Genomic DNA, 12588 nt, shown 5'->3' with positions numbered 1-12588 from the left:
GTGCTCTAAGTTATGCGAATATTATTGTTGGAGGACGAGGAGTCCATTCGCGGCTTCGTCCGCATTAATCTGAAGCGCAATGACATGGAGGTTATTGAAGCGGAGGAGGGGGAGGCGGCGCTTGCTCTTGCTGCCACAGAGGGTCCAATCGATATTGCGCTTCTGGATGTCATGCTGCCTACGATCAGCGGCTTTGAGGTATGTGAGCAGCTGCGGGCGCTTTATCCCCGCATGGGCATTATTATGCTGACAGCCAAGTCTCAGGAAGAGGACAAAATTCATGGGCTAGAGCTTGGGGCTGACGATTATGTACAAAAGCCGTTTAGCCCAGGCGAGCTGATTGCCCGTATTAAATCACTTTATCGGCGCATGAAGCCTGACCTTGAGGCGCAGGAGACCGGGAACGCTGCTGAGGCCTCCTCGGGAGCTGAGAGTGCTGCTGGAAATGAAGGTGCCGCAGCCGTTGCGGCAGGCACTGCGGGGAACCTATTGACTTCAAGTACGTCAGAGATGCCATTTCAGTCGAATCCGCCAGCACACCCCCCTCTTGAGCTGAGAGTCCTCCCGTTTCGACTCTCTGTTGCCGAGCGTAAGCTATGGAAACACGAGAAGGAAATTATTTTAACGCCAACGGAATGGACGCTCGTGCGACTGCTGATGGAGCGGGTCGGTGAGAGCGTGAGCCGTGATTATATTTTAACAGAGGTATGGGGCCGCTATTATGTTGGCGATCTCAAGGTGGTAGACGTTAATATACGGAGAATCCGCCAAAAGATTGAGAAGAATCCTTCCGATCCTGCTTTTATTGAAACGGTGTGGGGCTACGGCTATCGCTGGAAGCGGGGCGGCGAAGAATGAAAAGCGTCCAAACGAGAATGGTGTGGAGCTATCTCCTGCTCATCGTACTTGTTGTCAGCGTACTCGGCGGCGTATTTGCGGCATTAATGTGGAACTACTACTATGGGAGCGCCCAGAGCTCGGTTAAGCAGAGAGCTGAATCGGCGCTCACTCTGCATAGCCGGTCACTCTCGTCGCTGACGGTGCAGGATCAGGGCGATTATATGCTCCAATATATGGTGGAGAGCGGCATAAGGCTGCAGTTGCTCGACAGTACAGGGCAAATTCGGATTGACTCCGATGGCTTTGCGCCGGATATTCGTTATACAACGGCGGATGTGAAGGCAGCTATAGCAGGAGCGACCGGTAGTTGGCGGGGCGTTGATCCCTACTACGGTGAACGAGTGATGTCCGTGACCATTCCTCTTTGGAATGAAACGCGTGTAGTATCCATGCTGCGGTACTCCGCTTCCTTGAATCAGGTGGATGCGATGGTCATCACTCTTATTCGGATGGCTATAGCGGTCGGCATTGCCGTCGTGCTGCTATTTCTAGGGCTTAGCCTGTTTCTCGCGCAGCGGATCGTTAAGCCGATCCGCGAGCTAACGCGCGCGGCGCGCTATATGGCTGAAGGGGACTGGACACGCCGCGCGATTCAGCGCAATGATGATGAGATTGGCCAGCTGGCAGAAACGTTTAACGCAATGGTTATTGAGCTCAGTAAGCGTGAGAAACTAAAGGATGATTTTATATCGTCGATCTCGCATGAGCTTCGAACGCCGTTAACTTCAATCAAGGGATGGAGCGAAACGCTGAAGGAGAGCGAACCTACCGAGGATGATGAAGAAGTTAAGCTGGGCTTGTCCATCATCAGCAAGGAAACGGAACGGCTGTCCGGGCTTGTAGAGGACTTGCTCGATTTCTCCAAGCTGTCCGCGCGAACGATGGAACTGCACCGGGAGGTGCTTGATTTCAATGGCCCTGTGAAGGAGACAGTCAATCAGCTTGCGGTGCGTGAAGAGCATACACGAGTAAGGATTCTTGCTACCTATGGAAAAAGTCCGATTGTGGTGCGCGGCGATGCCAACCGGATGAAGCAGGTCATTATTAATTTGATCGACAATGCCCTTAAGTTTACGCCAGCAGGCGGTACGATACGAGTGGCGACTACGACCGAGCAGGAGTATGCGATGCTGACCGTTGCGGATACGGGCTGCGGCATTGAGGCGGAAGACCTCCCCCATGTGACGGAGAAGTTTTATAAGGCCAACACGATCCAAGGAGGCTCTGGGCTTGGACTTGCGATTTGCAAAGAAATCATAGAGCTCCACGGCGGTCTGCTTGCCATTGACAGTGAGCGTGGAGCCGGTACGATCGTAACGATTCGGGTACCGCTAATGCATGAGGAATGATCGGTTTTTTGTGCCTCGTTAGCATGCGGTCCGGATCGTTATTCTTTGTAGAAGAGCAGTTTGCGGTTCGCTATGACGAAAATAATAGCGACCACAATGCCAATTGTAAGCAGGAAGGACAACCAGTGCTCCTGCAGCCATTCAATCCATAAAGGCATAATGTACCTCCTGTAAATGGGATGGAAGCCAGTACGGCTTCGTGTCAGGCATAGTATGTCCTGAAATCACGCCTAAATATTGATCATCCGTCTATTATGGTATAATAGCTATGAACAAAAAATGGGAGGGATTTCTAATGTCATTCACGTTGCAGCTTGGCGAGCAAGCGCCGGACTTTCGATTGCCGGCGACAGATGGCAATACTTACTCACTTCATGATTTTGTCCAAAATGAAACGTTAGTCTTATTTTTCACTTGCAATCATTGTCCTTATGTCGTAGGTTCGGACGAGGTTACGCGGGCCACTGCGGAGAAGTTCAAAAGCCAAGGCGTGGCATTTGTTGCGATTAATGCAAACAGCGTGAACACAAAGCCAGATGATTCCTTTGCCCACATGGTGGAACGAATGCAAGAGCAGCAGTTCCCGTGGACATACTTACATGATGAGTCACAAGAAGTAGCCAAGCAGTACGGAGCGCTTCGGACTCCTCATTTCTTTGTGTTCGACAAGGCTCGAAAACTGATTTACACGGGAAGAGGCGTTGATAACCCCCGCGATACGAGCAAAATGAGCACGAATGATTTGGAAAATGCATTGAACGAGCATTTGGCAGGCAAGGGCATCGGCACCCCATTAACGAATCCAATTGGCTGCAATGTCAAATGGGATGGGCAGGATGAGCATTGGATGCCGGTCGAGGCTTGCGATTTAGTATCCTAATAATAGATGAGTTGGCAGGGCCTAAAGCAAAGTCGTCCCCATATGCATGCCGGGGGGCGACTTTATTTGATCACACCGGATTGACAGGTAAGGAGCAGGGGTGATATTATGAATTTATCATTAATTCACAGTATACAGGTAGGAATTATTATATATAAGCTAGCAGGAGGTTTTCGGGATGGAAAAGCACTTGACGCTGCGACATAATGAGCTTGAACTGGCGGCAACCTTGCATTACCCCACAGACGGAAGCAAAAACAATTCAGAGAAAAAACAAGCTATCATTATATGCCATGGATTCATTGGCTCCCGCATTGGGGTAGATCGGCTGTTCGTGAAGACGGCTCGTGCGCTCGCAGCGCAAGGCTCTTACGTTCTACGTTTTGATTACGGCGGCTGTGGCGAAAGCAGCGGCGACTATGGCTCGCTAGGCTTTGATTCAATGGTCGACCAGACGCGCAGCGCTATTGACTATGTTGCAAGCATGGAGTGCGTTGATCCAAGAAAAATTGTTTTGCTTGGGCATAGCCTAGGAGGCGCTGTAGCCATTATGACTGCAGTCAAGGACAAACGGGCGAAACGCCTTGTGTTATGGTCCCCTGTGGCGTACCCTTTCAATGATATTGTCCGCATCGTCGGACGCAGGAGTTATGACCAAGCGGTCACCTCGGGCAGCTCGGATTATCAAGGCTATACTATGCAGCCGGTATTCTTCGAATCACTGCTTCAGCATCAGCCGTTTCAAGCGGCAACCAAGTTTGGCGGAGAGGTATTGCTTGTACATGGTACGAGTGACGAGCTTATTCCTGTCGATTACAGCTTCCTTTACCAGAAGGTGTTCTGGACCCGCAACGAGGGATTATGCGATAAGGAGATTATTTTTCAGGCCAATCATACCTACTCTGCGCGGGATCATCAGGAGGAAGCGATCCGGGTCACCTCAGACTGGTTAGGCGGACTTGATAAGCAGCAAGAGGAATGGCATAACTGGAGTATTTAAGCGAAAATCGATCATACCAGAGAAGGGCAAGCCACTTTGTATTAACAAAGCAGCTTGTCCTTTATTGCGTCTGCCGTTTGTATTTTCCATTAAACGAAATATTCACTTTGATATCAAGAGACTCAATGGACTTGTTATCAATGACTAATTGACTGCCGTTGTTCGAGAGTTGCTTCCACAATTGAGGGTGCTTCAGACGGAGCTTATGTCCCAGTTCAAAAGGATCGACGCCGATTTTAAGCCCTTCCTCATAGGTCAGCATGATCTGCTTCTTAATGGCTTCCTCTGCGAGCTCAGCCATTTCTGGGTAGGGCATTGGAATTAAATACTCATACATACCAGCGGTGTAGCTCCCTTTAATCCGAAAACGGACATTCGAGCCATGGATAACGGGCGTGATTTTGATCCTGGGCCGACCGATAACCAGTTGTCCGTAAACCTTTCCTTCTTTTTTTAGCTGAAGCGGCGAGCTCTTCATATTGGTAATAAGCCAGTGATAGCCTTCCAGCTTAGCACGCGGGATGAAGCCTTTCGTATGTTCGCCATATTCAAAAAAAGCGCCATTTATCATCAGCATAGGTTTCTTCACGTTGCTCTCCTCCCACTGCGTGAGATTGATCGCCAGACTGGGTAAGTAGGCACTGGAAGAGGGCTCGTTGAATTGCGCAATGTACTTAAAGAACAATACAGGCGGATACATTGAATTTTGATCATAGTTCCTTTGTGGAGCATGCATAATGGAGACTAGCGGTGATAGCTTGAAAAAAGGGGTTGTCGACAGCAGCTTATCCATGGGCGCTTTTGTGCCGTAAACCCATGCATTATAACGAATTTCAGGATATCGATTAATCATTTCCACCAAGCTTTCGCCCTTGGCTTTAATTGCCTGCTCAGACAGGATAATGGACGAGACATGCCCCCAGGATAATCGGAATTGGGCTGTTTTGAACAAATCTGTAATCGCAGAAACAAGCGTTTCCCCCTTGCCCATGCCAATCCATACAACGGCTTGCTCATTGGCTTTGCCGCCTGCATCCGACTTTGCAATATTGGAGAAATCAAGCAGCTGTACATATACTTGAAACTGATTGTCCTTATAATCAATGCCTAACGCTTTGACATAGCTAACATTTTGAATTTCGGTTGCACTCCAGCAGCCAGACAACGTCGAACAAAACCCGAGGAGGCAAAGGAGGGACAATAAGTGGGCGATGCGTCTCACGGAGAATTCCCGTCCTTTCGAGGTTTTTGGGTATGAAGATAATCTGGTCTGCGCTTGTTCCATCGAAAAGGGATTTTAAGCAGGGAGACGAGCAGCTGTCTCACATTTAGAGGCGTGACAGGAGCAAGATACGGAACACCGAACGATTCAATCGAGGTCAAATAAATGACAAACAAGATCATGGATAAAATAAACCCGTACATCCCGAGTATCGCTGCCATAAAAAATGAAGCAAAACGAAGCAAAATAGTGGTGCTTGTCAACACTTGGTTAACGAGAGTAGAGCCAGATACGACGGTAATAGCGGTTACGACGATCATAAGCGGAGAGATCATGCCTGCGCGGATAGCAGCATCACCGATAATCAATCCCCCAACAACAGTCAAGGTTTGTCCAATAGAACTTGGCAGGCGTACGCCGGCTTCCCGAAACAGCTCCATTAAGCACATAATAAAAAACATTTCCAGCCCGGACTCCATCGGGAGACCGTGTCGTCCCGAAGATATCGTCGCGAGAAGCGGAAAAGGAACCTGATCGGTGTGGAAAGCAGTTAGTGCGATATAAAACCCAGGCAAAAAAATAGTTGTCAACAGTCCGATAAATCGCAGCAGACGTCCAATATTGACGGACATCGGGGGGAAATAGGCGTCTTCCGGTGATTTCATGAGCAAAAATAAATTAACGGGTGCGATAATGCAGGTTGGATTGCCATCCACAAGGATGACGAAGCGACCATTAAGCAGGCAATCAACGGCAAAATCGGGACGTCCGGTATAATCCGTAGGCGGAAATAAAGTAATCGGCGATGGAGCAAGCAGCTCCTCCAGTTGTCCGGTAGAGATCAGCTTCTCTACGTTAATGGCTCCGAGCTTATGTTTTATGTTCTCAATCATATCGCTATCAGCAATATCCTCAATATAGAGCAGAGCGGTTTTGGTTAAGGTCCTTGAGCCAATGACAAAATACTGGCAAGCAAGCATATCGGTACGGAGCCTCCTGCGGATAAGAGCAATATTAATGGAAACCTGTTCTACAAATCCGTCCTTAGGTCCGCGTATGGACACCTCAGTTGAGGATTCATTTGGCTCACGATTCGGGAAATTGGCAATATCAATCGTCCATATGGTCTGGAGGGAGGGCAAGCAAAAAACAAGATGGCCTTCAAATACATAAGTGGAAAGAGATCTGCGATCTAATCTCTGATCGGTTTGCGTAAGAGCATGCCATTGAATGCTGGCGCTTCGCTGCATATCCTCGCGTCTGTTGAAGCGGGTAAGCTCGAAGAGTTCGGTCAGCTCAGGAAATACAATATCATTAATGGTCCGAGTATCTGTCATTCCACTGCAATATATAAAAATGGCTTGAATGGATGCAGGCGGTTTACCGAACATATGCGTCAGGACAATGACATCCTCGGTATTGGCAAACCACTGCCGGAGCAAGTGCTCATCTAAATGTACTTTTTTCTCGGCATCAAAGTTATCGATTTGAGTCATTAACGGCAGGCTCCTTTCGTTTGCTGCGGATGAGGACCGCGAATGCCAATAGGACAGTTACGGCGGATACATAAATAGCGGAAACCGGGAAATGAACACTCGCCAAATAAGAGAGAGTTTGGTCATCTCTCCAAGGCTGGATGGCGACAACTGTCATACAGATGGAGATGATTCCCAAGGTAATTCCACGTTTGAAGGGCTTGCGGACATCAAGCAAATCCGTAACAAGATATAAGGAAATGGCTATTCGGGCGAAAGAGCCGCACAGCCATTGATAGATAGATAAAAAATCAACATGCTGCAGCAGTTCGCCTAGCTTCACGATTTTCCACTGCTCAAAGGCGGTATGGCGCTGCTTGGCTGCTTCTTGGGGGCCAAATTCTGTAATAGCGCCAATGGTTGGGCCAATCACCATCCCTAGCATGAACAAAGCAAGAAGCAGCAGATGCCACCAGCGCAGCCGGCTCCGAAGTTTATGCTGGTAGAGCAGGATCACCCAAAGCTCCATAAGTCCGGCAAGCGTATAGAACATACCGCTGGCAACTGGCTGCCAGCCATTTTCAAGCAGCGGAAAGAGCAGGCTATAATCCTTGTATTTAGTATTGGCGAAAGAAACGAAATAACCGAGTAGGATGACAAACGGAAGCAGGATGCTGGATGTCATAGCAATTGTTCGAAGTCCACCATAAGCCGCAAGCATGGAGACCACGACGGCAATCACAATGATGACAATCATCGGTGTTTGCTGCATATAAGTGACGACCGTCCACTTCGAGGTGTCATGGAGCGTATAACTTCCAGAAGCAAATACAAGGACAATAGCTGAAAGACGGAATATCCAAGCGGGAACAACGCCGAACTCTCTCTCAATCCAATCCGGCAGCCGCTGGCCATGAAGCTGCTTTAAGATGCCGAATAAGATAAAAATCCAAAGTAAAAAAAACGGTGCTGCCAAAATGACGGACAGCCACGAATCGCGATGGGCTACACCAAGAATGATGGGAATTGACATGACATGCGAGACTAAACCAGCGCTCAGTAGAAGAATAGTGAAGGAAAGCCAGATACTAATAAGACCGCTCGCTCTGCCCATGAAAACACCCTTTCTTTAGTGGGAGATATGGATAACATGTGCAATTAATGGATTTTCTAACCGAGAAAGCAACTATTTTGTCGAGACATCGGCGAGGAATTGTGTTTAAATGGAAGATAAGTGTAAACGAATACAAGCTATACATAGCAGGAAAAGGCAGGGTAAACGAATGAATATACGAATCCGATTATCGGCTGTAACCTTGTTGTTGTCGCTGATGCTTCTCGTGACATCATGCAGTGGCAAAGGGGGCAATGAACCCCCTCAGGAAACGAGCGATACGACTGAACCGACGATGGTGACAGAGCCAGTGGCAGAGCCCACGCCGCTTCCTTATGATGCGCCTTTAACGGGCCTTAAGCTGGAGCAGGCAGCAACAGCAAGACCTATTGTCGTTATGATTAATAATTTTGCAGCAGCTCGCCCACAGTCCGGATTGACGAATGCTGATGTCATTTGGGAAGTGCTCGCTGAAGGCGGCATAACCAGATTGATTGCGGTATTCCAAAGTACGAATGCAATAACGGACACGATTGGACCGATCCGAAGCATTAGGCCTTATCTTATTGATATCGGTGACAGCTATGGGGCCATACTTGCCCACGCTGGCGCCAGCAATGATGGTTATGCAATTCTGCAGCGGCAGGGCAAACCTTACCTGGATGAAATTTCTAATGCGGGCAGCTATTTCTGGAGAAGCAAGGAGCGGAAGGCGCCGCATAACCTCTATTCGAGCTTAGAGAAGCTGCGAACGGGTGCGGAGAAGAAGAAATATAGCATGGATAAGCACGCTCTGCCTTATACGTTTACAGATTCAGGAGTATCTGCGACAGGTGTGACTGCGGAGAATATTACTATTAACTTTTTGCTCAAAAACTATAATGTTGGCTACAAATACGATGCGGCAACCGGATTATATCAACGTTCTATCGGTGATAAGCCGCATATTGATCTGAATAATAACGAACAGCTGAAAGCGTCTAACTTGGTCGTGCTTGGTGCGGATCATAAGACGTTGGATAAGGAAGGACGGCTCGCTGTCGATTTGGACAGGGGAGGCAAGGCGTTGTTATTCCAAAAGGGCAAGGCCATTGAAGCGGATTGGGTCCGCGCACCGGATGGTATGATACGAATCGTCATCGATGGGGCAGAGGCAGCCTTTGTCCCTGGCAAAACCTTTTTTCACATCGTGCCAAACACGCCGACTTTCGAGGGACATGTCACTTGGGTACAAACATAGAAAATGGGGAACACTGTTAACAGGCGTTAACGGATGAGCCTCCGAGAGGTAAATGGACGCAATCTGGTTTCAAGATTGCGTCTTTTTTAATTTTTTTTTGAAATTTATCGCTTTTTCATAAAACCTTTACATTCTCTTAACAATTCACATGTAAACTATGTTAAGATATTGTGGGCTCATAGCAGTACGCCTAAACATCAAGTCGGGTAAAGGGGATTACGATGTTCAAGAAAAAGGATATTTTCTTTAAGACGTTCGAAGAGATGGCTGATGCTATCGTTGAAGCAGTGGAGTACTTCGCCAAAGGCTTGTCCGACTTATCGGACGTATCGGCTTTCGCCAAAACGATGAAGGAATACGAAAGCAAATGCGACAAGCATGTGCATACGATTTTGAAGGAATTGAACAAAACGTTCATTACTCCAATCGAGCGCGAAGATATTATGGCCCTTACAACTTCACTTGATGATGTGCTTGACGGCATAGAAGCTTGCGCATCCCGTTTTGAAATGTACAACATTCAGGAAAAGGATGAGTACATCACCTTGTTCGGCGATATTCTCGTTCGTTCTTCGCATCAGATCAAGAAGGCGATCTACTTGTTGACGGAGCGGAAGCTGCTTGCCATTCGCGAGCCGAATATTGCGCTTAATGAACTTGAGAATCAGGCCGATGATCTGCTTCGAGTTTGTATCAAGAGCTTGTTCACTAACGTTACCGATCCAATTGAATTGATGAAGCGCAAAGAGATTTACGAGATGCTGGAGCAAACGACCGACTTCTGCGAAGATGTTGCCAATACGCTGGAATCGATCATAATGCGTAACAGCTAATCTGGAGAGTAGGAGTCTTACACAATGGATTTAATGGTTCTATGGATTGTTGTCTTTCTGGCGCTTTCGTTTGATTTTATAAATGGTTTTCACGATACGGCGAATGCAATCGCAACCGCCGTATCGACAAGAGCTTTGAAACCAAGAGTTGCCATTGTCATGGCAGCTGTCATGAACTTTGTCGGCGCGGTTACGTTTACTGGCGTTGCGGCTACTATTGGTAAAGGTGTTGCAAATCCAGCGGAGCTGGAGCATGGCGTGCCGATTGTTATCGCCGCATTGCTTTCGGCCATTGTCTGGAACTTGCTTACCTGGTGGTTTGGTATTCCATCCTCATCCTCACATGCATTGATCGGTTCCCTCGCGGGTGCAGTCATCGGCGGTGCGGGCATGAGTGCCATCAATTCCGGCGGATTGATTAAAATCGTTCAAGCACTGATCTTCTCGCCGTTGATCGCTTTTAGTGCCGGTTTTATCATTATGTGGATCTTAAAAAAGATATTTGCCAAATCTAGCCCTCATCAAGTGAATAAAGGTTTCCGTTTCGGACAGATTCTTACGGCTGCATTCCAATCGTTCTCTCACGGAACGAATGATGCACAAAAAGCAATGGGGATTATCGTATTCGCGCTTGTTGCTTCCGGGATTCAGACGACGATGGACGTTCCATTGTGGGTTAAAATTTCTGCAGCGACAGCAATGGCGCTAGGTACCTCAGTCGGCGGATGGAAAATTATTAAGACAATGGGAACAAAAATATTCAAAATCGAGCCAATCAATGGTTTTGCGGCAGATATCGGTTCTGCAGCGGTTATTTTGACGGCTACAATGATTCACTTGCCAGTCAGCACGACGCATGTTATTACCTCCTCCATTCTTGGTGTGGGCAGCGCGAAGCGCTTCTCGGCCGTAAAATGGGGAGTAGCCGGCAGAATCATTATTGCATGGATCATTACGATTCCAATTACGATTATTATGGCTATGTTGTTCTATTGGATTATCCACCTTCTCTTCCTATAAGACGATATGACTTGAGATAGTGAGGAAAACCTCACTCGCCATGAGCCTTAGGTTCGTGGGGATTGAGCTTTTTCTCACTATTTTTTGCGTTTTCTTGTGGACAATCTCTAGCGAAAATGCGCGAAAATTGCATGTATGCACATAATTAGTCACAGCTGTGCATGAGTATGCTTTGAGCAACGTGAGACCAAACAGGATATGCACATTCAAGTAACAGGTGTGAATGAAAGTCAAAGTAGAAGCTGACGAAGCGTGTCGAAGGTTGCACTTGTGCACAGGCGTACAAGCCGGAAGTACAGTTATTGCTCAAAAAGCTGTGGATAGACAACGAAATTAGGTTATCCACAGAAGGACAACTTCATATTAAAAGTGTGAAAATGTGCATAATAGGCTGTGTATAAAAAATACTCCGATTGCAGGGTCTCATCACTGCAAAAGGAGTATGCTTCATTTAGGGGAATATAGGGTATAGTGCTATAGTGTACCTTCTTTAGCGGCGGCGTTTTGTTGTACGGCGACGCTTGGCAGTGCCGCTGCCAGAGCCGGTTTTGCGACGCTTGCGGCGCTTTGGCTTCCATTCGCTAGAATCCTCATCATCGGAGTCATCCGACGATTTTTTGCCGAATGAGCCCATAAGCACTTTTACTAAAGGTGCCATTTGAGATACGCTGGACATGACCTTCTGTACCTTTGTAACGGTAGTCAGAATGCCATCGATGCCTCCAATCCTGTCGACGAAACCCTTGATTTCGCCCAGACTGGCAAGAGAGAAGCCGCCTGCCTTGGCGCTGGCGGACGTTTCGGTTAGTTGAGCAGTTGATTCCGGTATGATGGCGGGCAGGATATCCTGAGCTGCCAGCGCATCGGCTGCAGGCGGCATTTTGGGCAGATCTGTACCCAAGATGAAGCCGCTCGACTTCGCGCCGGACGATTTGCTTAGCTGGCCTTGCGTAAGGCGCTCGCTGCCGTGCCAATCGTACTGCTGGTTGCCGGTACCGGGGTTATTGCGATAATTCACACGGATCACAACCCTTCTTTTCTAATAGTCTATGGAGTAGGCGAACATAAGGATTGGACGAATGTCTCGGTTCACGGAATTTTTTCTAGATAAATGCCCTGTAATGTTGAACGTCTTGGCCTGTTGGACATCGATTCCAATGGATTCGCTTCTAAATGCGTGAATACGGTAATGTTTGAAAAAAACGGGTAAAAACGATACAATAGTTACATTAGTTTTAATAGGAGTGAATACGCATGCAGCTTAAAAAGCTGAACGATAAAGCAATAGATCAACTATTCGAAGCGATTCTAACATTGAAATCGGTCGAAGAAGCCTATGTGTTTTTTGATGATTTGTGTACGGTAAATGAGATTCAATCCTTGTCCCAAAGGCTTGAAGTCGCTCGTATGCTCGGAAAAGGCAGTACATACAACGCCATTGAGGCTGAAACAGGCGCTAGCACGGCAACGATTTCACGTGTGAAACGCTGTTTGAATTACGGCAATGACGGGTATAAAATGGCTTTAGAGCGTCTTGGAAGGTAGTGCTCCATAC

11 protein-coding genes and 1 pseudogene are annotated in these 12588 nt (G+C 47.7%); 8 read left to right on the top strand and 4 right to left on the bottom strand.

Features of this window, described 5'->3' with window-relative positions; genetic code table 11:
- Positions 1-12: 12 nt before the first annotated feature.
- From E0496_RS33670 to E0496_RS33655, 4 genes are all read left to right on the top strand, one after another.
- On the top strand, positions 13-858 hold the full coding sequence (locus E0496_RS33670; protein WP_141506286.1) for a response regulator transcription factor: 846 nt from the start codon (positions 13-15) through the stop codon (positions 856-858).
- Positions 855-2249 carry a sensor histidine kinase gene (locus tag E0496_RS33665; protein ID WP_141506285.1) on the top strand — a complete coding sequence of 465 codons (1395 nt, stop codon included), beginning with the start codon at positions 855-857 and terminating at the stop codon, positions 2247-2249. Before E0496_RS33670 ends, E0496_RS33665 begins: the two co-directional genes overlap by 4 nt.
- A gap of 295 nt (positions 2250-2544) precedes the next feature.
- A complete protein-coding gene (locus E0496_RS33660) occupies positions 2545-3129 on the top strand; it encodes a thioredoxin family protein (protein WP_141506284.1) in 585 nt (194 codons plus the stop codon).
- A gap of 178 nt (positions 3130-3307) precedes the next feature.
- Complete coding sequence (locus E0496_RS33655) at positions 3308-4129, top strand: alpha/beta hydrolase (protein WP_141506283.1); 822 nt, start codon at positions 3308-3310, stop codon at positions 4127-4129.
- Positions 4130-4190: 61 nt separating this feature from the next.
- Here E0496_RS33655 and E0496_RS33650 read toward each other — a convergent pair whose 3' ends face one another.
- The 3 genes and pseudogenes from E0496_RS33650 to E0496_RS33640 form a co-directional block, all read right to left on the bottom strand.
- Positions 4191-5351 (bottom strand): Ger(x)C family spore germination protein, encoded by a 1161-nt coding sequence (locus E0496_RS33650; RefSeq protein WP_161601665.1) that lies wholly within the window; start codon positions 5349-5351, stop codon positions 4191-4193.
- Positions 5348-6847: a spore germination protein gene (locus tag E0496_RS33645; protein ID WP_141506281.1), complete on the bottom strand. Its 1500-nt coding sequence runs from the start codon at positions 6845-6847 to the stop codon at positions 5348-5350. Before E0496_RS33645 ends, E0496_RS33650 begins: the two co-directional genes overlap by 4 nt.
- A gap of 73 nt (positions 6848-6920) precedes the next feature.
- Positions 6921-7940, bottom strand: a pseudogene (locus tag E0496_RS33640) (endospore germination permease); the annotation flags it as partial.
- 169 nt (positions 7941-8109) lie between these two features.
- On the opposite strand from E0496_RS33640, the gene E0496_RS33635 reads away from it, so the two are divergent.
- The 3 genes from E0496_RS33635 (at position 8110) to E0496_RS33625 (ending at position 11033) form a co-directional block, all read left to right on the top strand.
- Positions 8110-9180, top strand: a complete 1071-nt coding sequence (locus tag E0496_RS33635) for a DUF3048 domain-containing protein (RefSeq protein ID WP_141506279.1) — start codon at positions 8110-8112, stop codon at positions 9178-9180.
- Between the two features lie 221 nt (positions 9181-9401).
- The gene (locus tag E0496_RS33630; protein WP_139991744.1) at positions 9402-10013 is read left to right on the top strand and encodes a DUF47 domain-containing protein; all 612 of its coding nucleotides are present in this window, start codon (positions 9402-9404) and stop codon (positions 10011-10013) included.
- Positions 10014-10037: 24 nt separating this feature from the next.
- Positions 10038-11033: an inorganic phosphate transporter gene (locus tag E0496_RS33625; RefSeq protein ID WP_141506278.1), complete on the top strand. Its 996-nt coding sequence runs from the start codon at positions 10038-10040 to the stop codon at positions 11031-11033.
- A gap of 490 nt (positions 11034-11523) precedes the next feature.
- On the opposite strand, the gene E0496_RS33620 is transcribed toward E0496_RS33625, so the two are convergent.
- On the bottom strand, positions 11524-12051 hold the full coding sequence (locus E0496_RS33620) for a tyrosine protein kinase (protein ID WP_141506277.1): 528 nt from the start codon (positions 12049-12051) through the stop codon (positions 11524-11526).
- Positions 12052-12287: 236 nt separating this feature from the next.
- On the opposite strand from E0496_RS33620, the gene E0496_RS33615 reads away from it, so the two are divergent.
- Entirely contained in the window at positions 12288-12578 is a 291-nt protein-coding gene (locus E0496_RS33615) for a YerC/YecD family TrpR-related protein (RefSeq protein WP_139991747.1), read from the top strand.
- The last annotated feature ends 10 nt before the right edge of the window (positions 12579-12588 follow it).

It is taken from the genome of Paenibacillus luteus, assembly GCF_006542765.1.
Lineage (GTDB): Bacteria > Bacillota > Bacilli > Paenibacillales > Paenibacillaceae > Pristimantibacillus > Pristimantibacillus luteus.
The sequence above is the reverse complement of the archived record's forward strand: the minus strand, read 5'-3'. Positions and strand labels throughout refer to the sequence as shown.